We start from the raw sequence: 23630 nt of genomic DNA on the forward strand, positions 1-23630 counted from the left end.
TGCCCCTGCGGAGTGCAATTACACCTTCCAAGCCACGTCCACGCTTCCGTCCCCCTGCACCACGATTCGCTCCACAAACTCATGCGCCAGCCGCTGCCTCAGCGTGTCGTCCGCCCCGTCCAGCGCGCCCCGGTACTGACCGCTCAGAGCATGAACATGCGCCTCGTGCCGCGCCCTGGCCTGTACCTGAGCGTCCGCGTCCCGCAGTTCCGTCAGCCTGGCCCCCAGCGTGGCGAGCTGTCCGTCCAGGACCGACAGCCGCGACAGATACTCGGCCTTGTCCAGCGCGCCGGACGGATCGAGATACAGATCGGTCAGGCGGCTGCGGCTGCGCCGGGCGTCCACCAGTGCCCCCTCGACGTGCGGCAATTCGGCGGGAATCAACGTCAGCGGCTGGGCCGCCAGGTGCGCCGCCGGATCGCCCAGCACGGTCACGATCCGATCCCAGACATGGGCCTCGATGTCGCGCATGGAGAGGCCTGGACTGCGGCACTTCTCGGCCCTGGCCGTGCTGCTGCGTGAGGTGCGCCCCAGGCAGGCGTAGCCCTCCCAGGTGCTGCCCTTGGTGCCGCAGTACGTCCGCCCGCAGGTCCCGCAGCGGATCAGGCTCTTGAGCATGTAGATGTGCTTGGCGTTCTTCAGGGCCGTCAGGCGGTTGCGGCTGAGGGTGGATTGGGCGGCCTCCCAGACCTCCGGCGTGACGATGGCCGGGCAGGGGGCTGTGGTGATGCCATTTTGACCACTCGGTCCCTTGGTGTTGCGCTTGCCGTAGCGGTACTCGCCCTTATACGTGGTGTTCTTCAGGATGCGCAGTATTGCTCCAGGCCGCCAGTGGGCCGAGGTGGCCTGACCCCGGAGGCCCCGCCCGTCGCGGCGGTACCGGGTGGGGATGTTCAGCCGGGACAGCTCCTCGGCGATGCGGATGTTGGACCAGCTCCGCTCCACGCACCAGCCGAAGATCATGCGGACGACTTCGGCCTCCTCGTCATGGACCACCAGGCGCTTGTCCTGGGTGGTGTAGCCATAAGCCGTGATGCCGCCGCTGTACACGCCCTTCTCCACCGCCTTGCGGGTGCCATCCCTGGACCGCTGCATGAAGGTGTCGCGCTCCAGCTCGGCGAAGATGGCCGTCACGCCCAGGCTGACTTTGCCCATCGGCGTGGTGCTGTCGATCTGCGGCTCGGAAAATGACTTGACGCCTACCCCGGCGTCCAGTAGCTCCTGGATCAAGCTGTAGGCGAGATGGGTGGAGCGGGCCAGGCGGTCCAGCCGGTAGATCAGCATCGTATCGAACAGGCCCGCGCCCGCGTCGGCCAGAAGTTGGGCCAGGGCCGGGCGGTCCCGCTTCGCGCCGCTGTGGCCGCCGTCCACGTACTGGCGGACGACGGTCAGGCCCTGCTGATCGGCGAAGGCAGCGAGCTTGGTGGCCTGGGTTTCCAGACTGTGGTTGGTGAGCTGCTCTTCAGTGGAGACGCGGGTGTAAGTGGCAGCGCGGGAGGTCATAGAAAGATCCACCGGATGAACGTGCCGCCTTCAGGCTGGGCATAGAGGGCAACATGGTAGGCGCGTCCAGCCGCACTCGTGAAGATGCCAATCAGAAAGTCAGTGTCCTTCTTCCAGGCCCTCGTCTGCCGCAGGCTCCGATCCTGACCGATCAACGTCTGGATGGCCTGGGCCTCAAGGGGTGACTCGGCACACAGCTGGGCGGACACGTAACTGGGGCAGTCGATGACTTCTGCGCTGGCGGCGAAAGAGACTGAACCGGCAAAGCGATGCTGCCGGTATTTAGCTTTGGTTCGCATGGCCCGCCCCCGCTTTGCGCGCGAAATACTGCTAAATCCTATGCGTCACCGAGGGAGTTTTCCGCACTGAACGTTCGAGCCAACCCAACTCAGCCAATTGTTCCCAGGCAACTTGGACGTGGTACGGCTCCATCATTTGCTTCTTGCGATCGCTCCACTGTCCAACTTTCTCCAACGCTTCTTCCCAGGTGGTGGCACCTTGCTCGGTGGCCACCCAATGCACGCTGGAAAGCAGTTCCATGGTGTAGCTGGTCTCGAATCCTGCGATTAGCTCGGCAACGGCTTCCAGATTGGCCTTCCCGCTCCCTGACTCTTCGGCCAGGAAGGCGTTAGCGGCCTGCACAGCGCCAGGCATCAACTGGATTTGAGAACGCCCACTTCCGTCTCCCAGACCCTGGATGAAAGTACCCTCCATATCTTCCAGAGCGTGCTGAACCCGCTCTGAGTAAGGGCCAAATCGCGCAGCTCTGAAATTGAGCTTCATATCCTCACCAGCAGCCTGAATGAAGTAAGCCAATTTCATTGCTTCTATCCGTCCCAGGAAATAGTCTGGAATCAAGTAGAGATCAATCAACTTGATCATCAAGGCGCGCCAGCGTGTCATGCTCACGATCTTTTTCGCGTTCGGCATCGCCAAGGCTTCAGGTGTGGCATCCGGTGAGTACAACAGCACTTCGACGTCTGGAAGCGCATTCAACGCTTGCACGATCAAAGGGCGTACCTCATCCCAGTCAAGGCCACCATGCCCACAACCCAGGGGAGGGATCGCAACAGATTTAATCTCGAGGGCCAGCAGCGTTTGAACTAGATCTTCCAGGCCCGCAGTGATGTACTCGAGTTGCGACTTCTCCCGCCAGTGCTGCTTGGTGGGAAAGTTGATGATGAACTGGGGAGTGTAGAGCGGGGGGCGCTGGGTGACGAACATCTTGCCAATCTGAACCTCACCTTTTTTAACGGCTTGGACGTACTCCCGATAATTGTCGGGGAATGCTCGCTTGAACTGCAAGGCAATTCCCTTCCCCATGACACCCACTGTATTTACGGTGTTCACAAGCGCCATGGCTTTGGCGTCCAGTAAGTTGCCTTGTTCTGCCCTAATCATACTCACCTCCCCTTTTCGGCTTTAAGCGTAGTCTTCATAATACCACTGCGGGCGGACGCCTATGGGCGCTCCTGCGTACTCAGGATACCCGGCCAGCAACAAACGTAACTTTTTTTTCATTTCCTCTGTCTTAACGGCGAAGCCGAGAAGTAAGCCTAACGGCACCTGATCCTTCACCATGAATTCAGCCTGCTTCCGGCGTTTCCGGTCGTTGTGCTGCCCAGGGACGTCATTCCACTGGCGGGCATCCACCACGTTCCAGTCCACCTTATCCAGATGCTCTGTGGAGTTGAACATCTGGGTGATCTTCACCGTGGTGTGTCCATCGGAAAAAACAAAAGGCAGGTCGTTTTTCTCGATGAGGTCAACGGCGCTCACGAGATAGATGATTTCGGCTTGGGTACCCCGGTAGGCCGTCCTGTGATGGGTGGCCAGGGCCAGCAGCATAGGCGAGCGATTCCCAAAGTAGAAGGGTACGTAGTCGTGAATCGTCCCACCTGGAGGATCGGGAACACCCATGGTGGCTCGTCCTTCCTGAATTCCCTGACGCGATACATCCTGTTCCAGGGGTGCTTGTCGCTTACACACCAATGCCCCCTGCGCCAGGATTTTCGGTAAATTGTTGATCGGTGTGATGTGATAGATCAACACCCGATCAGGAACACGGCCTGGCATGACTCCTCCCATCTTGTCGACTTGCTATCGGCGCACCTGTTTTCTCCTTCATACCTTGTTCTAAGCAATTGAAGGGGAGAGGAACTTGCAAGCTCACGAAGCTACCGCCCCCGCCAGAATCAGCCCGATCTGCGCCGCCCACCGCCTGCCGTTTTTTACCATGATCGTTTTCTATCTGCTGCTGCGCCGGAAGCCGTCGGCCTGCGCATCGGTTTCGGTGATGTAACAGACTTCTGGCACTGTTCGGCTGTAGTACGCGCCTCCGGGAACGTGGTAGATCCGCTCGCCGCTGCTGCTTTCATTGCCCTTGATCACGGCTGGGCTGTAGCAGGGCGGGCTGTAGCCATGTGGATAACGGGGGCTGTTAGGCGGCGGTGGCGTGGTTGCCACGATGTCCACCATGATGTCGAGCGTTTCCTCGCTCTGATTCCCGCTGAAGTCCTCGGCGATGACTCTGATGGTGTGCGGTCCGTTGTCGGACGGATAGAACTTTTTACTGACTGTGTACGGAGCCTTGCCGGCAAACCCAAAAAGCGCGTCGTTGTCATAGAAACGGACTTGCAGCACTTCATCATCGTCCGAAACGGAGGTAGTGAACGTCACTTCTGATTGTGTGGTGACCGTGCTGGTACTCGCGGTGAACGAGGCGATGACAGGTGGAGTGACATCCGCCGGAGTGTCGACGGTGAGCGTGATCGTTTGTTCGGCGCTGTTGCCGCTGGTATCCGTCGCCACAACCCGAATTTGAACTGAGGCGCGGGTGTTGGGGGAAAAAGATACGGTGGCCGAATAAGGAGCCTTGGTGGCCGTGAATTCAAGCTTGTTGTTCGTGTAGTACTTCACGTCGCGAATGGCGACATTGTCTTTGGCATTGGGGTCGAGGCTGACCGGAGCAGTGGTGACAACCTCCATCGGGTTGGCCTTGACGTCCAGCGTGGGTTTCTCGGTGTCCACTGCCGGTACTGGTGCCGGTACTGGTGCCGGTGCCGGTGTTGGAGGCTTGGGATTAGAAGTTGTGGGCGGGGCTTGAGATGGTGGCGGGGTTGAGCCGCCCGAAGGGCCGCAGGCGGATAGAAGAAGACCGAGTGCGAGTGCGGCAGTGACCAGATTCTTTTTCATGTGTCTCCTTGCGACGCCAGGACGCCCACAATGCTGGCTAGTTTCCATACATCTGGTGAGCTGCCTCGTTCCTGAGGGTGAACTGGGCAGAGGTGTTGGTATCGGCGCGCGCGACGTAATACCCGGCCAGTGGGCCTTGAGTGATTTGGACATTCTGACGGGGAACTTCTTCAAGCTCGGGAGAGAGCTGGCGGGCAGTAATTCTGGGGTCAGAGATGGTCATGGTCACGCGGTTGTCAGAGAGACCAAGCCCTACGCTACCAATCCCGTCCACCGTGCCGCCGCAGGACTTGCCGGTGGACGCCGGGATGCAGTCCAGCCCCTCCCCTGCCATCAGCGCCGCCACCTGCTGAGCGGCGGAGGCGTCCCAGGTGGGAGCGGGGGCCGTCAGAGTGCCAAGGCCCACGAAGACCAGTCCAGCGATGAAGGCGAGGCCGGTCCTCCCGCTGGTTTTCTTTCGCTGCCGCAGGTCCTGAACGGCGAACACCAGCACCGCAATGAAGGCAGCGGCAGCCAGCAGAATAAAGAAGACGAACACGGCCTACCCGCCCCACACGCCGATCACCCTGGACCCGCGCACCCTTCGCGGGCTGGCGTCCAGGAAGACCAGCGCCGGTTTTGTCACGCGGCAATGGTCCCGTCTGCTCATTTGTCGCATGCGATCCCATCGTTGTCGCGGTCCAGGTTGGGGCTGTAACCCGCCGTCCCCCGGCGCATGTTGCTGTACCCAGCGGCCAGGGCTGCGGCGCAGGAGCGAAACTTGGTAGTGGTGGCTGGCGCGGCCTGAACGGGAGTGCCATAGACCAGACTGAGATGCCCAGTCGCGCCAGTGGGTTGGTAGTACACCAGCAGCGGCTGACCATCCAGGACATATGCGCGGGAGAACGCGCCTGGATAAGCAGGGTCCGTATCAAGCTTCCAGTCACGGGCCAATTTCAGCCCCGCAAACTTTCCAGCCCCTGTTGCTGCCCACTTGACCTTGAATGCGCCCGCGCCCAGGGGCAGTGTTCCGCATGTTGCCCGGAACGCGGCACCGCTCAAATCGGAATCCTTGCACACCGACACCTTCCCACCCAAGGCAGTCAGTGCAGCTTTCGCAGATACCCCAACCGGGCCAGTGATAGGCGTAGCGTTGGCCGACGCCAGAACCATGGATGCACCGATGATAAGCAGCCTTTTCATATCGACACCCCTTTCATCCGCTTTCATCAGTTATCGAACCTCATCCGCACCGTGTCGCTCCCCGCCTCGGTGGTGCAGGTGAAGCGGGTACGGATGTTTGCCCCAAACGAGTTCTCGGAATCCACGTACCCCCTCCACAGGAAGCCGGAGGCGAACGTCCCCACCAGATCGCCATTGTTTTGATCGGTGTAATAGTTGCTGACTTTGGCTGTGGCTGGGGCTTTGAGGCTGTCTTTGACCAGCTTTTCGCAGGTGTAGCCGAATGAGCCGGTGCGCTCGCTCTCGGAGGGTGCGCGCGGGGTGGAACTGGAGCTGGATGGGGCAGAGTCGCCAGAACACTGTTGAAACAGGCCCACGAGTAGTAGGAAGCCCAGGCCGTACAGAAACCATGTACCGCAGCCCGGACCTTTTTTCTGTTCCACTGGGGGCGTTGCTGGCATGGCCTGTGCCGGAGGCGTTCTCTGGGCAGCGGGCTTGGCTGGGATGGCCGCGCCCGCGTCACGCTGGAGCTTGCCACGCACTTGGGCGCGGTACTTCTCCTCGGCTTCGATGCGGGCTTTCGTGGCGGGGTCCAGCTCGTCAGGCTTCACCACGCCACCGTCCCCAGCACCGCCGCCTGACGGCGCGGCACCTGCCGCAGCTCGGCGTCCGGCACCGCCAGCGCGACTTCGGGAATCCGGTCAAAGCGCCAGAAGGGGAGGCGGCTGTTGCAAGTGCCGACATGGGCCACATAGCTGCCGCTCGTGATGAACGCTGCCCGGTAGGCATCCGGGTCACGCGACACCCAGCGGTGCAGCGCAGCGGGCAAGCTGGCCTGCCCCGCGACGGCCAGGTTGAAGATCGCCTCTGGGGTATCACCGTACATGCCGCAGACGATGTTGACCATCGGATCGGGCAGAATCATCTGTGCGGCGGCATGGTTGACTACCGCCTCGATATGCGCGTCGGCGTCTTCCTCGTCCACCTCGGCGGCCACGTCACGCTCCAGTCCAGCGCGTTGCATCAAAACGTGGTTGATCTCGTGCAGCAGCGTGAAGCGGCGGCGGGCGACATGCAGGTCACGCGCGAGCTGGATCACGGCGGGCGGCCCGGCACTGCCCCGGTTGGTGCGTCCGGTGATGATCTGGATGTCCAGCAGATGGGCCAGGCGGCGGGGGTCTGGCTCGTAATCATGCTGGGCGTGCTGGGCGCGGCTGAAGGCCAGGAAGTCCTGAGTCGCGTACCGCATCAGTCCCTGCGCTCTGGCTGAATGCCGTGGCGGGCCATGTTGCGGTACAGGTCCAGCCAGTCTTCCGGCGTGTCGCCTGTCATACCACGCGCCCGGAAGCTGGCGAGGAACTGCTGCCACTTCGGATCGGTCAGGTCCGGGAACCGCTTGCCGTAGAGACTGACGGCTTCCAGCAGCTCATCAGGCAGGTCCAGGGGTTCGGGTTCTGGGGCAGGGGCAGCGGCAGAAGCCGGGTGGGGGGCTGTGGTGGGGGAGACATACAACCCTGTGGCTTCCTGCCACTGCTCACTGGAAAACCCAAGAACAGCGCGTAGCGCCTCGCGAACGGATAACGAAGCACGGCTGAGGGGAGCACGCCCACTTTCCAGCTTGTTTAGGTAATCCGGCGTGATGTCCTGCCCATGCCGCGCCATTTCTGCCACGAATGACGGGCGGTTGAGTCCCAAATCAAGCCGCCGCTCTTTAATCAGCCGCCCATGTTCTTCGGCGCGAGCATCGTGGTCAGGTGCGGAGCTAGCGACCATCGGTATCACCGCCCGGTACGGGCGGTAGGTAGATAACGTCATGGCCCTCCATACGTTCACTGTAATCAAATGGTTCCAGAATGGGCCGAAATGCTACCTAAATTGGGTCTATTCCCAATCTGCTATTGACATCAAATGATCCCAGTCGTATTCTATTCCCATGCCGGAAAACACCTCTCTAGATGCCACTGCGGCAGCAGCCCGCGCCGCTCTCGCCGCGCGTGGTCTGTCTGCACGCGGTTTGGCACGCAGGCTGGGCATGAATAAGCGGACCGTTACCGACTTTCTTTTTGAGCGTCGGGAAACCCGCCCCAGCACTCGCCTCTCAATTTGCCGTGAGTTGGGAATAGATCAAGAATCAACGAAAGGCGCAGCCGCATGACCGTCATCCGTGACCACCTACCCACCCCTGGCCCTGAGCGTGACCGGGCCATCCAGAACGCCTTGCGCGTGCTGATCACGCACCAACCCACTCGTCCCGCCCCCGTGGCGTCAGAGCGGCCCGCCAAAAGGACGGGCTGAAACCAAAAAAGCGCGCCTACACGGGCTACAGACCCAGGCGCGCACTCAACTAAAGGAGTTCCACCATGTTACACGAAGTCCCCACCGTCCGCCCTCAACTCGCCCGCGCCCACGCGCCCCGCTGCGCCCACTGCGGACGCCCGCTGACCCATCCTGGCACCGTCATCGCGTTCGTGGGCGTCGTGGGTCCAGAGTGCCGCCACAAATTCACGCATCTGATCGCCCTGGTGGCCGAGGTGGAAATGCTGTCATTCAACATCGACGATCAAGGCAGCCAGAGATTGGCGCACCTGATCTGGAGCCGCCTGTGCAGGCTCGGATTCGTGGTCACCAAGCACGCCGACACCACCAAACGGACGTTGTGGCTGGAAGTGGACAGCAGGGTCAGCCGGAAGGGCGCAGACGTGGTCAAGCGCTACGAAACGGTACGCGCCGAATTCGAGCAGCAGCTCAAGCTGGCGCAGGCCGAGCGTGAAGCGGTGGGGGCATGAAGCCCCTGCTGGTCTTCGAGGATCAGCCACGTCTGCTCGCGCAGGTGGAGCTGGACCCCCACGCCAATCAACACAGCCCGGACCGGCCTTACCGGGTGGTGCTGTTTGAGCCGGAGGACAACGTGCTGGACACCGAGCTGCCCCACGCCGTCCGCAACTTTTCCTGGGACGAGCTGCTGGCGCTGCAAACGGCCATTCACGAGCTGCTCCAGGTGCCAGCCAAAACCGAGGTTTCCCAGTGACCCGCCACGAGACCCTGACCATCCTGGCAGCAGCGCTGCTGGCGGCTGCCGGGTTCGTGTCCACCATGCCCACCCCGCTGTCGGTGGCGCTGGCCTGCGCCGGTGCGGTGGTGGCGGTGTGTGGGCAGCGGGTGCAGCGGCGCGAGTTGGCGGCGCTGAAGGTGCGGGCATGACCCTGGTCCTCTTTTTCAGCCTGACCTTGTTGTCAGTCGCCGTGCTGAGACAGGCGGCCCGTTTGGTACCCATTCCAACAGCGCCGCGCTATGAATGTGCCAGGCGCTCGCTGTGCGGTTGCGCGGACTACGGCAGGACTGCGCCGCGTGCGAATTGCCCCGAATGCTGGGGCAGCGGACGGGTGCGGGTATGACGCCCTCTCCAGCACAGGAGCAAATGGACGCGCTGAAAGGCTGTGAGCCAGCTCTACTGGCCGATTACATGGTGGCCGAGGGCAACGCGGGCAGCTTTTTCAGGGCGATCTCCGTGGCGCTGCGCCGCGCCGATCCGGTCAACCGCTTCAAGCTCTATCAGGCGTTTACTGATCCGCTGTACGGTTATCTGATCCGGCAGCGCTTGTGGGCCGAGAAGAACGGCTGGGAGTCCGCATGACCGGCGAGTGGCTGCCCCACACCTCCAGCACCCGGCGACTCGACGAGGACCTGAAAGCGAGGGGCTACCTCATGCGGTGGCGGGCCGCTGACGTCACCGTGACCGCCCCGGATGGCTGGCAGGCCGTATTCACGGGCCAGACCGTTGCCGCCATGATGCGCAGCGCCTACGCCTCAGCGCAGGAACACGAGGCCGAGAAGTTTGTGGCGCGCATCGAAGAACGCGTACAGCGCCCCAGCACGCGGGGCAACAGGTGGGGAACGTGAAACGCTCTGGCCGCCAGCGGCGCAACCTGCTGAACCGGGCGCTGCTGTTCATCGAGAAGCGCAAGCTGCACCACCTGCCCGCGAAGGTGCAGTGGAAATCGCCACGCTGCCATCTGGCCAGCGCGTTCCTCACGGACTGGCGTGAGCATCAGCGGCGGTACTCGCGGTGAGCGGGGCGCATCTGCTGTTGATGGTGCGCCTGGGCGTCATGGCCGGGCTGTGGCGGTACGTGCTGGGCCTGGAAATCGCCGAGCAGCGGGCCGAGTGCTGCGCCCTGTGTGGGCATCCCGGCTGTGACGGCAGCCTGGCGCACTGCCCGGAACGGTGGGCGCTGTGAGCGCCGTGACGATGGCCCGGGCGCTGGAGATCATGGGCCAGCAGGGAGGCCGCTGGTGGACGACGGGGCAGATGGCCGCCGCGCTGGGTTGCCCGCCCGAGGGGGGCCACCGGGTGCTGCAACAGGCCCGCGCTGCCGGACCTGTCCGGCAGCGCGGGGACGGTCAGTTTCAGCGCTTCGATGTGCGGGCCTGCCTGCTGGCCCACCTGCGGGCGAATCCGGCCATGCATTACACGCCCGGTTGCCTGTCGTGGGAACTTCCAGACCTGGCGCTGAGTGCCGATGAGGTGGCCGCGCATCTGGTAGCCCTGATGGGGAGCGGCGAGCTGGAGCTGTGGGCCTGCCTGCCCACCGAGCTGGGCGGGTATTACGAGATCCGCCAGTCCGGGAACGGCCAGGCGGTGAGCGAATGACCCGCCGCCCCGCCCGCCGTCTGCTGCTGCTGGCCGCGCTGCTGTTGCTGGCCGCCGTGGCGCTGGCCGGACACGCCGATCCCCAGCGCCCTGCCGTATCGCTGGCCCTCATCGCCTGTTTTACCGGGGCGTGGCTGTCTGCCTGGATCGGCGCGGCCCGCACCCTGAACCGGGAGGTTCAATCATGACCAGCAAAGCAGTTGCCAAGCCCAAGATCAGCCTGAAACAAACTAAGAAGGAAACCGTCACCACGCCGATCAGTGCCCACGAGGCTAGAAAGAAATTCGGTCCGAAGGGCAAGCAGGCAGACGCCGAATCCGACATCCCCTTCCACCAAATCGACGCGGCCATCGGCGGGGCCAGCGCGCCGGAGCTGACGCCAGTGGACGTGGTGGCCGTGCCGGTTGTGGCCCTGGGCGACGGTGAGCCGAACCAGATCCGCCCTGTGCCCTGGAACACCATCCACAACAGCCCGCTGAATCCGCGCAAATCCTTTGAGAAGGACGCGCTGAAAGAACTGGCGATCAGCATTTACCGCGAGGGTCTCCAGCAGAACCTGGTGGTGCGGCCCCACCCGACGCTGCCCGGTCAGTACGAGATCGCGGCGGGCGAGCGGCGCTGGCGGGCCATTGGCCTGCTGACAGGCGGCTTCGAGGTGGGTGAGGGTGAGGCCCGCGAGTGGCTGGAGCTGCCCGCCACCACCCCAGTCAACGTGCTGGTGCGTACGTTGAGCGATCTGGAGCTGCTCCAGGTGGCCACCGCCGAGAACGTCCAGCGTCGCCGCATGACCCCACTGGAGGAGGCCGATGCCTTCGCCGGGCTGATCGATCTGGGATCGGACGTCGACGACATCGCCAGCCGCTTTGGGTACGGACGGCGCACGGTCATCCGGCGCATCCAGATCAGCCGCAACCTGATCGCGCCCATCCGCGAGAAGTACAACGCGGGCGATCTGACCCTGGCCCAGGTGGAGGTGCTGGCCGTGGCCGGGCCGGAGACACAGGAAGTGGTGTGGGAGCAGATCAAGTTTGCGCCCCAGCGGTTCTCGGCTGCGGACCTCCGGGAAAAGCTGAACGCCCGGTCCTTCCTGGTCAAGCACCGCCAGTTCCCCGCGCCCTGGTACACCGGCGCAATGGTGCAAGACGATCTGTTCGGCGACGTGGAACCGTACTTCGTGGACGCGAAGCAGGCGCTGGAGTTGCAGGTCAAGCACGCCCGCCTTCTGGCCGACAAGGATGTGAAGAAGGGCGCGGCGTTTGCCTCGGTGGGCCTAGATGATCAAAAGTACCGCTATGAGAGCGGCGGGACTGGCGTGGTGTATTCCATCGCAGCCAGGAGTGGCGAGCTGGTGCGCTGGGAAGAAATGGGGCCGCTTCAGTCGTACCAAAAGCCCACCAGCGAGTATGTGGCGGGCGATATGGCGCAGGCACGGGAACAGCGGCAGGCCAGTCCCGCCGCACCTGCCCAGTCTGCTGGACCCCGCTACCCCAGCAAGGATCAGGCCAACACCTGGGCCGCTGGCCGGTCCCTGGACGCCGCCACGACGGACCGCGCGCTGCTGGAGGCCGCCTACGTTCTGCACCACCTGTTCACCGGGACCACGCCCTTCGAGGTGCCGGGCCGGGGCCTGGCGCTGGACCTCGCCAACCGGCACGCGGACGGCGCGCTGCTGCTGGACGGCACCGAACTTGTTCTTCCGGAGCCTGGCGATATGGCGAGCGAGACCCGGAACATGACGGCGGCCCTGCGCGCCCTGATCACGTTACCGGAGGAGGCCAGGACGACGCTGTTCCGCTCCTACCTGCTGGGCGAGCTGGACATCAATATCGATGTTGAGATGGAGGCCGCGCTGGCCGCCGAGGCTGGCCCGTTCATCCTGGACGAGTTGTACCTGAACGCCTGCAACCGCGTGGCCCTGCTGGAGCTGTGGGCAGACGTGGGGCTGTCGCCAGAGGACAGCGAGGCCCAGAAGGACGAAACGCTGCGCGCCGAGCTGCTGGCTGGAGCTGCGGATTTCCAGGCCCAGGGCTTCTTGCCGCGCCCGCTGCGGGCGACTGGGTCTGAAGAATGAAACAGACCTTGAAAGTGGCTGTGGACGCCATCAAACACGAGTACAGCCCGAAAGGTACGCCCCTCACGGTCCTGCACCTGGAGCTGCCCAGCGGCGCGGACCTGAAGTTCCTCCAGCGCGCCCACCGCATCAGCCACAAGGACGACGGGTGGGTGAGCGCCACGTTCACTCTGCGCATTTACGGCGGCGGGGACCGGCGCACCTGGAACGTCACGAGCCGGGGCAGCAAAACGAAGGATTTCAAGGTGGTGGCGGTGGCCGAGGTGTTCTTCAGCGCGGGCAGCCGCTTCGAGCAGTACTTCAATCCGGTGGACCCGGACCGCATCGACATCGAACTGGACGTGGAGATCCTGGAAGCCCAGGACAACACGCCGCTGTTCGGCAGCAACAAGAAGAAAGACGAGGACGAGGGGCTGAACGCATGAAGATCGGTTACAAGGTGGCTTACATGATGACCGGCCCGACGGGGCTGGTCACGCACAATTCGGAGCGCTTCACGGCTCAGGAATTCGGCAGCATGCGCGAGTGCCGGGAGATGGCGCAGTGGTGTGCCGACAATTTGAAGGGTGTGGACCACATCAGCCCGGTGGTCATCCAGGAACTGAGTGAGCGGGACCACCTGGAACATGACGGGCAAGATTCCATCAGCGTGCCGCTGGGCCGCGAGCGGGGCTGGTGACCGTGACTCCTGCCCAGATTCGCGGCCTGACATTGCGCCATCCCTGGCCCGCCATGTTCCTGTTAGACGACGGCCCCAAACGGCTGGAGAACCGGGACTGGCCGCCCCCCAAGCGCATGCTGGGGCAACTGCTGGCCCTGCACGGCGGCGCGCTGCCCAAGCCAGGCGAGCGCAAGTATCTCAAGGAAATTCAGCACGATCTGACCTACGTGGGCGAAGTCTTCGACGATCCCGACGCGGGCGTGAGCTTCAGCGACGAGGAGTTGCTGGGGTTCTGCGTTCCGGGCATCTATGGCGTGGCCCGCCTATCGGAAGTGGTACAGCGGAGTGATGATCCGTGGTTCACCGGCCCTTTCGGCTGGGTGCTGAGCGACTTCGTGCCGATTGACCCACCGTTGGTGGACCACAGCCCCAGCCATCAGGGACTGTGGACGATTGAGCCTGGCACGCTGGCCACCCTGCGCGTGCGGTACCGCGCGGCCCAGGGCGGGACTGAGCAGGCGGCAGACCCTGCGCCCCAGCCACTGGCCCCGGCCTTACCGCCCAGGGCTTCTCAGCCCGAACTGTTCTGCCCAGGCACGCCGATCACCAACCTGAAGCAGACCTTCTGGCCCGGCACGCTCTACGGGCTGGCCGTGGGAGATGAATGGATCACGGTCACGCGCGCAACGGGTGGCCTGTGCCGCTGGCGGGCCATGCGGGGCGGCCAGACCGGGGAAGGGCCGCGCTCAGCCTTCGACGACTTCGTGGCGCAGATGCAGGAGCTGGTGGCATGAGCAAGAGCACCGCGATGGACCTGGTGGTGCAGTTCATGGGCCGTCAGAACACCATTCCTACCCCAGTCCCCTTCATTCGTATCCTGGGGGACCACGCCGCCGCCGCGTTCCTGGCCCAATGCCTGTACTGGGGAGACCGCACCACGAACCCGGACGGCTGGTTCCACAAGACCCACGAGGAGTGGCATGACGAGCTGGTGCTGACCCCGGATCAGGTGCGCCGCTGCATCCGCACCTGCGGCGCGATGGTGGAAGTGAAGCGTGCTGGAATCCCGGCCAGAAACCACTACCGCGCCAACCATGAAGAGGTGGGGGCTGCCCTGGAACGCCTGGCAATTGAAAGCCAGAACGCGACGGCAAGATGTGGGGAAACCCAACAACAGGAAACGGACAAACCCCACGACAGTACGCGGACAAACCCCACAGCTAGTCGCACGGCGGACCCCACATCTAAGTCAGAACCTACTTCAGAACCTACACAGAACCTACAAAAGACAACAGCAACAGCAGGGCCAGGCGAGGCGGAAGGCGCGGAAGAGAATTCCGGCGGTCTGTGGTCTGGGGAAAATCTGGAGCAGGAGTTCACTCAGCAGGGCGGCGCTGATCGCGCCGACGCCCCTCACGGGGCGGATGGTGTGGATGCTCAGACCGTTCCAGGAACTGCCCAGGGCGCAGCAAACGCCGAAACCGCTCAGGCCACGTCCCTTGAAAAAATTCCGCCGGGCGCGGCGCTGGCGGCCCTGACCGCCGCACTGGCCGGGATGAAGCGGCCCGTGGCCGATCTGATCGCCGAATACCCGGACCGGGCGGGCTGGCTGGAACTGGCCCCGGCCCGCATCCGCGAGCTGCTCGCCGAAGCGCGGACGGCGAACGGCAACCGCTACCGGGGCGCGCTGATCGACGCTCTGGACGCGGAAGTCCGGCGGCTCAACACCCCGCCCGCCCTGCTCCCCTGCCCGCAACCCCAAGACGACGAAATCGATATGGCCGCCCTGATCGACGGCGCGCCGCTGGACGGCAACCGGAGGAGAGCATGACCCAGTTTGAAAGCGATTTTGACCCGATGCTCGACGCGCTGATCGGCCCTGACAGCGACATTTCGGCCCCCAGCGTTCCCAGCCCACCCATGACCCCGGAACTCGCGCAGGCCGCCCATGCCCACCTGGCCCAGGCCCGCGCCAATGACCGCGCCCGGCATCCCAAACCGCGCGAGACCGCCACGGTGGCGGGTGTTCTGGGCAAGTTCACGCCCGCACTGCCACCAGCTGCCGAGATTTATCCCACCGCCGGTCACATGGACGCGCTGGCCCGCATTCGCAGCATGCCGCGCTTCGTGGCCGCCGTCCGCCGCCGCCTGCACGACGACAGTTGCATGGGCGGCGACGTGGTGATCACTGCTGGTCCGGGCGCTTACGACAACCGCCGCTGCCCCCACTGCGAGGTGACTGGACGCGAAACACGGCTGCGCGCCCAGCTCCGCTCAAGCGGAATCGAGGGCCGCTACCTGGACAGCGAGTGGGCCGATCTGGAGCTTCTGGCCCCACTCGACCGGGTGGCCGAAAAGTGCGCCGACATCGATGCGCTGATCAGCGCCGGAGTGAGCCTGCTCCTGTACAGCGAACAGACAGGCTGCGGCAAGAGCCAGGCTGCCATGCTGATCGCCAAGGCCGCTATCCGCGCCGGTCACGACGCGCAGGTGGTCAACCTGGCCCGGCTGGCGCTGGACGTCCGCGAGGGGTTCAGCAACCGGGGCGGGGAAGGCACCCTGACCGAGCGCGCTGCCCTGCTGCGGATGACCACCCCGGCGCTGCTGGTGATCGATGACCTGGGCGCGAGCGAGGGCGAGACCGCTGCCATTGAGCGCCGCCTGCTGGGCCTGGCCCTGGACGAGCGTCAGATGCACCGGCGGGCCACGGTGGTCACCACCAACCTGCCACTGACGGTGCCCGAAGGCTCCAAGGCCGCGACGCTGGGCAGCATCTTCGGGGCGCGGGTACTGGCCCGGCTGCAACCGTTGACCGCCCTGCACGTCAACCACGGCGTGAACTTCCGCGCCCGCAAGAGCGAGGTGAGCTGGTGAGGGCCTTTGATCTGCTGGTCAGTGAGGACGAGGAGGAACTGCTGGCGATCTTCACCGTCACCCTGCCGTATGACCCGGACACCTCCCTGGTGCTGCGCGGGCCGTACAAGGGTCAGGACGTGGCCGAGGCGGAGATCAGCGTGTCCTGCGAGCTGCTGGAGCATTTCAAGGGCAGGGGCGTGATGGTGGTGCGCCAGACGGTCACCCTCCGCCCGTGGTGGAGCTGGTTCACGTTCACCCCGGCCCGGCGGCTGACGCCCACGCGGGTCTTTCCGAAGTTGGGCCGATGACCAGTCCTGAACAGTGCGGCAGGCTCGCTGACGAGCTGCGCAGAATGCTGGCCTATCTGGAAAAGGCCACGACCTCGCTCAGTGAGTTTCACCAGGTGTCATGGCAGCGCCGCACCGACGAGCCGCAGTCCCTGCGCTCTGCCCTGGAGGCCAACGCCCGCCCCGTCCACCGACCCCAGCAGCAGCGCCGCTTTCGCCGGAGCCAGCACCGGTGAGCTTCCGCAAGGGCATCAGCCGGAAGGCCCTGGAACGCGGCGGGGTGGACGTGCGGCCCGGCGATCTGGGGAGTGATCTGGAAGGCGAGCTGGTGTCTGCTGTCCATCTGGCGGGCCTGCCCGCGCCAGAACGGGAAGTGGAGTTGGTAGAGGGCCGCAAATGGCGCAGTGACCTCGTGTGGCGCGCAGCGCGAGTCATTTTCGAGGTGGAGGGCGGTACACAGAGCGGAAAAAGCAGGCACTCGCGTGGGAAGGGCTTCGCTGACGATTGCCGGAAATATAACGAGCTGACCATCAGGGGCTGGAAGGTCCTCCGGGTCACCGGGGAACACATCAGCAGCGGCGAGGCCGTGGCCTGGATAGAGCGGGCGCTGGGCCATCAGCCGTGATCCCGGCCATCCCCCAGGCCGCCGATCTGGCTGCCTGCACCACGGACGCCGCCCTGCTGCGAATGACCGGTCAGGGCGCGCTGCCGCTGCTGATCGTTTATCACCAGTCGCGCCTGCCGATTCGCCTGCCCCGCTGCGTGGTGGTGGGGATTGCTCTCCGTCCACTCGTGTGCAGGGAATTCCTGGACGGCACTCGCACGCACGTCATCGGCGCGCCACCACCAGTGATGCATGTCATCAACACCGGCGTTCCTGAATCCACCCTCGAATACTGGCCGCCTGCGGGTCGACAGCAGGCGGTGTGATGCCTACTTCACAGGAGCAACCTTGACCCTTCCCGACACCTACCGCCTGCTCGCCACGTTTAGCGGCGTTCCCCTCAAGACCCTCCCCGCCCTGGAAGCTGCCGCACTGCGCTTGCCGATCACGGACCCATCAGACCCCAACGATCCTGGCCGCGCGCCCATCAGCGACCACCACCGCGCCCTCCTCCGGCAACTCGCCGGGAGCGGGCGCATTCGCTGGGTGAGCTGGGGGCCGGACGGTTGCGGCTACGTGCTGACCGGTCACGGCGAGCTAGCGCTGGACGAATACGCTCGGCGCTACGGTCCAGCCCACACGCCCCGGCGCGGCCCCAGTTTGGCCGAAGTGGCGCGGCAGAATCTGCGCCGTGACCAGGAACGGGCCGAGCAGACCCAGGAGCCAGCATGAGTGACGCCCCTACCCGCGAGGAGCTGCGTGATCTGAAGGCCAGCGCCGCCCGCAAGGCCCGCCGCCTGAAATCCATGACCCTCGGCGCGCAGCTCCAGTACTCGCCGCCCAAAGAGACCACTGCCCACCACGGCGAGACCGTAACCGTCCTGCGCGCCCCCCGCAGTGATGTGAAGTCCCCCACCGCCCGCATCCAGTTCGCAGGCGGCACAAAAATAAGCGTGCCGGTTCACCACCTGCGCCCGCTGCCGCCCGGCGCGCTGTACCGCCCCAGCCAACCCACACCCGAAGACCCGCCCTCCGTGCAGGACGCCCGCAGCCGCCCCGCCTGGGAACGACTGCTGAACGTGATCGACGAACTCGTGGAGGCGGAACAGACCGGCCAGCCCCGTGAACCCCTGGATGCCAACGTGCGCCACCGCCTCGCCCAGCTTGCGGGCATGGTCAGCCCCAGGGGCACGCCTGCCGACGAGAAGGGCGCGTTGGCCGCCCAGCTCCGCGTCTATGCCGAACTCGACGCCCAGCGGCGGCATGCTGTCCGGCCTGGCCGCGCCGGTTACCCCCTTCAGCCTGCGCAACGTCTGCCCAAACCCACGGACCGGCTGGACTCCCCAGAATGGCTGGATCAGGAACAGCGCCGGATGATCAACACCGTGGCCCGCTGCATCCACCTCCGGTACTTCATCAGTGACCGGGCCGAACGCCACGCCCTGCGCGTTCCGTCCCATGTCCGCGCCGCCCTGCGCGCCGCAGGCCGCTCCGAGGACCGTGCCGTCGAGCAGCCCAGCCCCAGCCAGCCCCGCGCTTCGGAGCTGCACCTGGTGGCCGCCGACAGCTACCGCTTCATGGTCGCGGACGCGCTGGAGGTCTGTCAGTATCTGGCCGTCGGCAAAACCCGCGAAGCTCAGGTCCTGCTCCAGCAGCAGCAGGCCGCCCGCGTCCGGTACGCCCTGACCACCCGGCAGATCGAAGCCCTGCGCCCCCTGTCCCACACCGGGCGTTTTTTCCACGGCGACATCCTCAGCGTTCGCGACGAACGGCCCGAGGATGCCGACGCTGGCAACCCGGACGCCTCGGGGATGTCCCAGTACTACACCCGCCTGACCATTGTGTATGCCCAGGACGGCTATTCCCTGACGGTGGCAAATGCCCCCGAATTGGAGGCGCAGACGGCCACCGTAGCAGGTGAGGACGCCTGGAAGGACCTGTGCCGCTGGATCACAGACACCAGCCAGCGCCGCGACGGCAAGAAACAGGGCCGCCGCCAGGATGATGATGGGGAGTTGGTCTACCGGGAAAACGAGGGGAGTCTGCGCCTGCGCGACAACATCAGCGAACAGTACCCGCGCCTGGTGGCCGCCCTGGAAGTGGTGCGGCGTTCGCTGGAAGCTCAGGGCAGCGATGTGCTGGGCAGCGAGATCCCGGAGAATCACCCTGCGCGCGGCTTTCATCCGGCTGTTGAGAACAACGAAAAAAAGGGGGGGACTTGACAAATCCCGTCAGAATTCGCCTAATTAAACCTATCCTGGCTCTCAGAGTGTCGAGATCGCCCCATCAGCCGCCCTCCGGGGCGTTTCTTCATGTCTGGGACGAACGTCATACCCCTGTGACAGCGGGCGGGCTAGGCTTCCCCTATCCCAAGAGCAAAGACCTGCCCGAGTGAAGGCAGGAATACCGCCCCACCGAGCGTGGGGCTTTTTCTATGGCTGGAATGCCTCGAAAGCAGCCCGCATCGTTGCCGAACTACCGCGAAGGATCGTGCGCGTCGAGCCAGAGGACACCACGACGGCGGCGCTCTGCACAGCGAAGTACAGGCTAGCGGCGATTGCGGAAGCCAGCACCCACCAATACCAATCGACGATCTCGTATTCCCCAATGGCGGGCCGGGGTTCTGAAGTTGCTAGAAAGGCAAACACAAAAAGGATCACCGCAAGCCATAGGAACAGCGGATTCCGGGTCTGCTGGAAGGCCACCAGATTGATGTTCCGCAGTGGAAGTGACAGACGAGAATCACTGGATTCCAGCAGCGCCACTTCATTGCCGATGGAAAGCCGATAACCCTTTGCCCCGTTGACTGTCAGATCGCTCAGCACGATTGCCATGCCGTCCATTCTTCCAGCTTCTCAACTCCGGTATGCCGAGGAGGTGACCCCGCCGATGTCGCAGCAACCCCATGGAGGGGACACCTTCCAGAGAACCCCATGAACGAGACACCGAAACGGATCCCTGGCAGGAAGCCCACCACCCGCGCCGCGCGCGCCAAGCTGCCCGCCTGCGGCGCGAAGACCCGTAGCGGCAAGCCCTGCAAGCGCCCCGCTGGTCACGGCACCCCGCACCCCGGTGAAGGCAAGTGTCGCTTGCACGGCGGGATTACCCAGAAACCCACCACCCGCTACCAGCTCGCCAACGCCAGCGCCTCCCTGCGCGAGGCCATCGATCAGCAACTCTCGGACCCGGATCCGCTGAACCTGCTGCCCGATCTGCTGCTCGCCCGCGCCCTGCTGCAAGACGGCATCGAGCGCCACAGCCAGGCCACCGCCGCCATCATCGCGTGGCACGTCAGTCACAGCAGCGGCTATCAGGAGGCCGTCACGCTCTGGCGCGAGCAACTGGCCCTATACCTGGACGCCGTGAACGCGGGTCACAGCGAACCTGAGATGGGACCACCCGCCCCACCTATCCCAGAAGACTTCGAGAACAAACCCCGACAGCTCCCAGACCTCGCCGCATTCATCACCCTGATTGACCGGGTGACTGGCATCGTCGAACGCATCCAGAAGCGTGAGGGTGAGCGCAGCATCAGCCTCGCCGACGTGGACCGGGTGCTGAACGAACTCGGCTTCAAAGCAGTCCTGGCCTTCAAGGAGGTGATTCCCGACGACGCAGACCTCCAGACGCTCAGCCCAGCGGAGCTGCGTGCTGAACTTGCACTCTCTTTTGAACGACACGCCCTCACTGTCCGCTACTGAGCCAGCAGCAGCAGCGGTATCGCCCCTGGCCCGTGGGATCCGTCAGGGTCTGGCCGAGACCGCCCCGGCCCCGCCGCCGAGCCTGGACGTCAACCCTTTCGCCAGCTACCGCGATGATCCGGTGGGCTTCGCCGAAGAGGTCCTGGGCCTGAAGGTCTGGTCCCGGATGCGCGAGATCCTGCTGGCCGTCCGGGACCGCAAGCGGGTGGCCGTCCGCAGCGGCCACAAGGTGTCCAAGTCCACCACCGCCGCCGTGATCGCCCTGTGGCGCTGCCTGTGCCGCGAGGGCAGCCGCACGGTGCTGAGTGCCCCCACCTCCCGCCAGGTCCGCATTATCATTTGGAAGGAACTGACCAACCTGCATGGCAACAGCCGCCTGCCCGGCCAGCTCTTCGTCGATCCCGGCACCGGCTACCGCTACCGCAAGAGCGAGGTCTTCGGCTTCAGTACCGACGAACCGGAAAAGATCGCCGGAATCTCGGGCGCGGACCTGCTGTTCATCCTGGACGAGGCGTCCGGGGTGGACGAACCGCTGTTCGCGGCCATCGAGGGCAACATGGCCGGGGGCGCGGGCCTGCTGATGATCAGCAACCCGACGCAGACCAGCGGCACCTTCTACGAGGCGTTCACCACCAAGCGCCATCTGTGGCACACCATCCATATCTCCTCGGCGGAAACGCCCAACGCGGTCAGCGGCGAGGTGCTGATTCCAGGCCTGGCCACCCGCGACTGGGTGATGGAGAAGAAACTCGACTGGGGCGAGGACAGTCCGCTGTATCAGGTGCGCGTGCTGGGCAACTTCCCCGGCCAGGCGGAGAACACCGTCATCGGACTGGGGCTGGTGGAAGCTGCCCGCGCCCGCCACGACGCCCAGGAGGCACCGCCCACTGGCATGTTCACCCTGGGTGTGGACGTGGCCCGCTACGGCGATGACAGCACGGTGCTGCAACCGCTGTTCGGCTCGCGTCCAGTGCCGCCCACCGTCCACCGCAAGCAGGACAACGTGGAGGTGGCTGGACATGTCATGGATCTGGTGGCCCGGCTGCGCGCTCTGCACGGTTACCCGGTTGCGGCGGGGCCGGTGCGGGTCAAGATCGATGACCTGGGTAACGGCGGCGGCGTGACGGACCACCTCAAGCACAGCGAGCGGGCCGCCGCGCTGGGCATCGTGACCCTGCCGGTCACCGTCAGCGAGCGGGCCACCGCCGAGGGCTACAGCAAGCTGCGCGATCAACTGTGGTTCGCCCTGCGCGATTGGCTCCGGGATGGCGGGGAACTGCCACCCGACAGCCATCTGGAGGGCGAGCTGGTGGCCCCACGCTTCAGCTTCGACACCCAGGGCCGCGCGAAGGTGGAGGGCAAGGACGAGATCAAGAAGCGCATGAACCGCTCGCCGGACAGGGCAGACGCATTAGCACTCGCTGTGTATCAGCCGCCCCAGGACACTGGTGTGGCGTCCGCCATCGCTGCGCTCGACGACTACGCGCCCATCGGGCTGGACTGAAAAGGAGGTGAAGCATGTTATTTGGACCCAACGGTGAACCCCTGGAAGAAAGCGGCGGCACGGAGACCAGCCTCTCGCAGGGCTGGCGCGAAGGGCTGCCCTGGCAGGGTGTGGGCAGCAGTGGCCGGGTCTACGGCGTGGACCGCGACACGGTGAGGCGGCAGACGCGTACCGCCTTTTTCACCAACCCGCTGTTCGGCGCGGCGGTGGAGATCGCCGTGGCGCTGCTGATCGGCGACGCCTTCACCTATGCCGAGCTGAATGCCGACAAGAACGCCCAGGCGGCGCTCTCGGACTTCTGGGACACCAACGATCTGGGTCACCTGATGAGCAGCCGTCTGGTCACGGAATACCTGCTGGACGGGGAGCTGTGCGGCGTGTTCCCGCTGGACGACATCGGCGATCAGCCTGCCCGGATCGCCCACCTGGACATGGACCGGGGTGTGCGGCTGCGTTCGGACGTGTCCTCGGGCGTGACGCAGGTCACGGCCCCCGGCGAGAACAACCGAACCCTGACCTGGGAACCAGGCCAGTTCATCTTCACGGCGCACAACGCCCTGTGGAATGACGCGCGCGGCTGGCCGGTGGCGATGCGGGCGCTGGCCCCCGCCGACGCCTACGTCACGCTGCTCCAGCACCGGCTGAACACGCATGACCTTCAGGGGCGCATCCTGGGCGTCCAGACCGTCTTCGTGGACCGCAAGGACCCCAGCAGCCGCGCCACCTACCAGGCCAAGGCGCAGGCGTACCGAACCATGCCCAGGCGCGGCGGCATCCTGACCCTCGCCAAGGTGCTGGCCGACGACGGCAAGACCGTGATCAGCGACGAGATCAACTTCATGACCCCCGCCGCCGGGGCCGCCAATGCGGAAGCCGACGCCCGCGCCTTCGTGCGCCTGACTGCCCTGGGAGTGCTGGGGATGCCTGAGCATTACCTGGGCGAGGGCGGCACCATAACGCGCACCACTGCCGAAAGCATGACCCTGCCCGCCATCCGTAGCGTCCTGCGGATTCACGCCGCCCTGCGGAGCCACCTGGACCGCCTGTACCGCGCCGAGTTGCGGCGACGCTACGGGCCGGACAAGATATACACCATCACCACCTTCGATGTGAAGGACGGCGGCAAGACACGGGTCAGCCGCAAGAAGAAGGTCAGGGCCGGGCAGATCGAGGTGCCGTGGGTCTTCCCGACGATCACCCAGGACAGCCTGGCGGACCTGATCACCCGCGCCGAGGCCGCCGCCCGCAACGGCTGGGCCAGCCCGCAGACCCTGAGTGGCTCTCTTTCCTTTGATCCGGCTGAGGAAAATGACCGGATGGCCGCCGTCGGTCTGGACTTTGGGCTGCCAAATCCGCAGGCCGCTGCACCCACCGCGCCCCCAGGAGGTGGCCCCCATGCCGGACAAACATCCCCAGCCCCCGCCGTCACCCCGTAGC

General features: G+C 64.9%; 36 protein-coding genes. 25 read left to right on the forward strand and 11 right to left on the reverse strand.

The window, feature by feature from the left end:
* Window positions 1-18: 18 nt before the first annotated feature.
* The 10 genes from Q322_RS0113860 to Q322_RS0113905 all read right to left on the reverse strand — a co-directional run bounded on the left by Q322_RS0113860 (window position 19) and on the right by Q322_RS0113905 (window position 7674).
* Complete coding sequence (locus tag Q322_RS0113860; protein ID WP_051668592.1) at window positions 19-1503, reverse strand: recombinase family protein; 1485 nt, start codon at window positions 1501-1503, stop codon at window positions 19-21.
* Window positions 1500-1802: a hypothetical protein gene (locus Q322_RS0113865; RefSeq protein WP_029478509.1), complete on the reverse strand. Its 303-nt coding sequence runs from the start codon at window positions 1800-1802 to the stop codon at window positions 1500-1502. The genes Q322_RS0113860 and Q322_RS0113865 overlap by 4 nt, the downstream gene beginning before the upstream one ends.
* A 31-nt stretch (window positions 1803-1833) precedes the next feature.
* Window positions 1834-2904 carry a type II toxin-antitoxin system antitoxin DNA ADP-ribosyl glycohydrolase DarG gene (darG, locus tag Q322_RS0113870; protein WP_051668594.1) on the reverse strand — a complete coding sequence of 357 codons (1071 nt, stop codon included), beginning with the start codon at window positions 2902-2904 and terminating at the stop codon, window positions 1834-1836.
* Between the two features lie 21 nt (window positions 2905-2925).
* Window positions 2926-3579: a type II toxin-antitoxin system toxin DNA ADP-ribosyl transferase DarT gene (gene darT / locus Q322_RS0113875; RefSeq protein WP_029478511.1), complete on the reverse strand. Its 654-nt coding sequence runs from the start codon at window positions 3577-3579 to the stop codon at window positions 2926-2928.
* Window positions 3580-3750: 171 nt separating this feature from the next.
* A complete protein-coding gene (locus Q322_RS0113880) occupies window positions 3751-4698 on the reverse strand; it encodes an Ig-like domain-containing protein (RefSeq protein WP_156953057.1) in 948 nt (315 codons plus the stop codon).
* Window positions 4699-4735: 37 nt separating this feature from the next.
* Entirely contained in the window at window positions 4736-5236 is a 501-nt protein-coding gene (locus Q322_RS0113885) for a hypothetical protein (RefSeq protein WP_029478513.1), read from the reverse strand.
* Window positions 5237-5343: 107 nt separating this feature from the next.
* Window positions 5344-5907 carry an excalibur calcium-binding domain-containing protein gene (locus Q322_RS21065; protein ID WP_034418641.1) on the reverse strand — a complete coding sequence of 188 codons (564 nt, stop codon included), beginning with the start codon at window positions 5905-5907 and terminating at the stop codon, window positions 5344-5346.
* Window positions 5907-6470 carry a hypothetical protein gene (locus Q322_RS21825; protein ID WP_156953058.1) on the reverse strand — a complete coding sequence of 188 codons (564 nt, stop codon included), beginning with the start codon at window positions 6468-6470 and terminating at the stop codon, window positions 5907-5909. Before Q322_RS21825 ends, Q322_RS21065 begins: the two co-directional genes overlap by 1 nt.
* Window positions 6467-7108, reverse strand: coding sequence for an ImmA/IrrE family metallo-endopeptidase (locus Q322_RS0113900; protein ID WP_029478515.1), 642 nt, complete (start codon window positions 7106-7108; stop codon window positions 6467-6469). The genes Q322_RS21825 and Q322_RS0113900 overlap by 4 nt, the downstream gene beginning before the upstream one ends.
* Window positions 7108-7674, reverse strand: a complete 567-nt coding sequence (locus Q322_RS0113905; RefSeq protein WP_029478516.1) for a helix-turn-helix domain-containing protein — start codon at window positions 7672-7674, stop codon at window positions 7108-7110. The genes Q322_RS0113900 and Q322_RS0113905 overlap by 1 nt, the downstream gene beginning before the upstream one ends.
* A gap of 336 nt (window positions 7675-8010) precedes the next feature.
* On the opposite strand from Q322_RS0113905, the gene Q322_RS23445 reads away from it, so the two are divergent.
* The 22 genes from Q322_RS23445 (at window position 8011) to Q322_RS0114010 (ending at window position 19210) form a co-directional block, all read left to right on the forward strand.
* Window positions 8011-8154 carry a hypothetical protein gene (locus tag Q322_RS23445; protein ID WP_156953059.1) on the forward strand — a complete coding sequence of 48 codons (144 nt, stop codon included), beginning with the start codon at window positions 8011-8013 and terminating at the stop codon, window positions 8152-8154.
* Between the two features lie 65 nt (window positions 8155-8219).
* On the forward strand, window positions 8220-8645 hold the full coding sequence (locus tag Q322_RS0113910) for a hypothetical protein (RefSeq protein ID WP_029478517.1): 426 nt from the start codon (window positions 8220-8222) through the stop codon (window positions 8643-8645).
* On the forward strand, window positions 8642-8887 hold the full coding sequence (locus Q322_RS0113915) for a hypothetical protein (protein WP_029478518.1): 246 nt from the start codon (window positions 8642-8644) through the stop codon (window positions 8885-8887). The genes Q322_RS0113910 and Q322_RS0113915 overlap by 4 nt, the downstream gene beginning before the upstream one ends.
* Window positions 8884-9060 carry a hypothetical protein gene (locus Q322_RS23450; RefSeq protein ID WP_156953060.1) on the forward strand — a complete coding sequence of 59 codons (177 nt, stop codon included), beginning with the start codon at window positions 8884-8886 and terminating at the stop codon, window positions 9058-9060. Before Q322_RS0113915 ends, Q322_RS23450 begins: the two co-directional genes overlap by 4 nt.
* A 217-nt stretch (window positions 9061-9277) precedes the next feature.
* The gene (locus Q322_RS0113925; RefSeq protein WP_029478519.1) at window positions 9278-9493 is read left to right on the forward strand and encodes a hypothetical protein; all 216 of its coding nucleotides are present in this window, start codon (window positions 9278-9280) and stop codon (window positions 9491-9493) included.
* Window positions 9490-9759, forward strand: a complete 270-nt coding sequence (locus tag Q322_RS0113930; RefSeq protein ID WP_029478520.1) for a hypothetical protein — start codon at window positions 9490-9492, stop codon at window positions 9757-9759. Before Q322_RS0113925 ends, Q322_RS0113930 begins: the two co-directional genes overlap by 4 nt.
* Window positions 9756-9929 (forward strand): hypothetical protein, encoded by a 174-nt coding sequence (locus Q322_RS21070; protein WP_156953061.1) that lies wholly within the window; start codon window positions 9756-9758, stop codon window positions 9927-9929. The genes Q322_RS0113930 and Q322_RS21070 overlap by 4 nt, the downstream gene beginning before the upstream one ends.
* Entirely contained in the window at window positions 9926-10096 is a 171-nt protein-coding gene (locus tag Q322_RS23455; protein WP_156953062.1) for a hypothetical protein, read from the forward strand. Before Q322_RS21070 ends, Q322_RS23455 begins: the two co-directional genes overlap by 4 nt.
* On the forward strand, window positions 10093-10509 hold the full coding sequence (locus tag Q322_RS0113945) for a hypothetical protein (RefSeq protein WP_156953063.1): 417 nt from the start codon (window positions 10093-10095) through the stop codon (window positions 10507-10509). The genes Q322_RS23455 and Q322_RS0113945 overlap by 4 nt, the downstream gene beginning before the upstream one ends.
* Entirely contained in the window at window positions 10506-10697 is a 192-nt protein-coding gene (locus Q322_RS0113950; RefSeq protein ID WP_029478522.1) for a hypothetical protein, read from the forward strand. The genes Q322_RS0113945 and Q322_RS0113950 overlap by 4 nt, the downstream gene beginning before the upstream one ends.
* Complete coding sequence (locus tag Q322_RS21830; RefSeq protein WP_051668599.1) at window positions 10694-12580, forward strand: ParB/RepB/Spo0J family partition protein; 1887 nt, start codon at window positions 10694-10696, stop codon at window positions 12578-12580. Before Q322_RS0113950 ends, Q322_RS21830 begins: the two co-directional genes overlap by 4 nt.
* Entirely contained in the window at window positions 12577-13005 is a 429-nt protein-coding gene (locus Q322_RS0113960) for a hypothetical protein (RefSeq protein ID WP_029478524.1), read from the forward strand. Before Q322_RS21830 ends, Q322_RS0113960 begins: the two co-directional genes overlap by 4 nt.
* Window positions 13002-13259, forward strand: coding sequence for a hypothetical protein (locus Q322_RS0113965; RefSeq protein ID WP_029478525.1), 258 nt, complete (start codon window positions 13002-13004; stop codon window positions 13257-13259). Before Q322_RS0113960 ends, Q322_RS0113965 begins: the two co-directional genes overlap by 4 nt.
* Complete coding sequence (locus Q322_RS0113970) at window positions 13256-14035, forward strand: ASCH domain-containing protein (RefSeq protein WP_156953064.1); 780 nt, start codon at window positions 13256-13258, stop codon at window positions 14033-14035. Before Q322_RS0113965 ends, Q322_RS0113970 begins: the two co-directional genes overlap by 4 nt.
* A complete protein-coding gene (locus Q322_RS0113975) occupies window positions 14032-15072 on the forward strand; it encodes a hypothetical protein (protein ID WP_029478527.1) in 1041 nt (346 codons plus the stop codon). The genes Q322_RS0113970 and Q322_RS0113975 overlap by 4 nt, the downstream gene beginning before the upstream one ends.
* Complete coding sequence (locus Q322_RS0113980; protein WP_029478528.1) at window positions 15069-16115, forward strand: ATP-binding protein; 1047 nt, start codon at window positions 15069-15071, stop codon at window positions 16113-16115. The genes Q322_RS0113975 and Q322_RS0113980 overlap by 4 nt, the downstream gene beginning before the upstream one ends.
* Entirely contained in the window at window positions 16112-16405 is a 294-nt protein-coding gene (locus Q322_RS0113985; protein ID WP_029478529.1) for a hypothetical protein, read from the forward strand. The genes Q322_RS0113980 and Q322_RS0113985 overlap by 4 nt, the downstream gene beginning before the upstream one ends.
* On the forward strand, window positions 16402-16620 hold the full coding sequence (locus Q322_RS21075; protein WP_034418646.1) for a hypothetical protein: 219 nt from the start codon (window positions 16402-16404) through the stop codon (window positions 16618-16620). Before Q322_RS0113985 ends, Q322_RS21075 begins: the two co-directional genes overlap by 4 nt.
* Window positions 16617-17009: a PDDEXK family nuclease gene (locus tag Q322_RS0113995; RefSeq protein WP_051668601.1), complete on the forward strand. Its 393-nt coding sequence runs from the start codon at window positions 16617-16619 to the stop codon at window positions 17007-17009. The genes Q322_RS21075 and Q322_RS0113995 overlap by 4 nt, the downstream gene beginning before the upstream one ends.
* Window positions 17006-17314: a hypothetical protein gene (locus tag Q322_RS0114000; protein WP_029478531.1), complete on the forward strand. Its 309-nt coding sequence runs from the start codon at window positions 17006-17008 to the stop codon at window positions 17312-17314. Before Q322_RS0113995 ends, Q322_RS0114000 begins: the two co-directional genes overlap by 4 nt.
* A gap of 22 nt (window positions 17315-17336) precedes the next feature.
* A complete protein-coding gene (locus Q322_RS0114005; protein WP_029478532.1) occupies window positions 17337-17720 on the forward strand; it encodes a hypothetical protein in 384 nt (127 codons plus the stop codon).
* The gene (locus Q322_RS0114010) at window positions 17717-19210 is read left to right on the forward strand and encodes a hypothetical protein (protein ID WP_029478533.1); all 1494 of its coding nucleotides are present in this window, start codon (window positions 17717-17719) and stop codon (window positions 19208-19210) included. Before Q322_RS0114005 ends, Q322_RS0114010 begins: the two co-directional genes overlap by 4 nt.
* Window positions 19211-19420: 210 nt before the next feature.
* On the opposite strand, the gene Q322_RS0114015 is transcribed toward Q322_RS0114010, so the two are convergent.
* A complete protein-coding gene (locus tag Q322_RS0114015; protein WP_156953065.1) occupies window positions 19421-19822 on the reverse strand; it encodes a hypothetical protein in 402 nt (133 codons plus the stop codon).
* 99 nt (window positions 19823-19921) lie between these two features.
* Between Q322_RS0114015 and Q322_RS0114020 the strand changes: the two genes are divergently transcribed.
* The 3 genes from Q322_RS0114020 to Q322_RS0114030 are packed head-to-tail and all read left to right on the forward strand — an operon-like array spanning window position 19922 to window position 23629.
* Window positions 19922-20689 (forward strand): HGGxSTG domain-containing protein, encoded by a 768-nt coding sequence (locus Q322_RS0114020; RefSeq protein WP_029478535.1) that lies wholly within the window; start codon window positions 19922-19924, stop codon window positions 20687-20689.
* A complete protein-coding gene (locus tag Q322_RS0114025; RefSeq protein ID WP_051668603.1) occupies window positions 20658-22193 on the forward strand; it encodes a DEAD/DEAH box helicase family protein in 1536 nt (511 codons plus the stop codon). Before Q322_RS0114020 ends, Q322_RS0114025 begins: the two co-directional genes overlap by 32 nt.
* 14 nt (window positions 22194-22207) lie before the next feature.
* A complete protein-coding gene (locus Q322_RS0114030; protein ID WP_029478537.1) occupies window positions 22208-23629 on the forward strand; it encodes a hypothetical protein in 1422 nt (473 codons plus the stop codon).
* Window position 23630 lies beyond the last annotated feature (1 nt).

The sequence above is a fragment of the Deinococcus frigens DSM 12807 genome (assembly GCF_000701425.1).
GTDB classification, from domain to species: domain Bacteria; phylum Deinococcota; class Deinococci; order Deinococcales; family Deinococcaceae; genus Deinococcus; species Deinococcus frigens.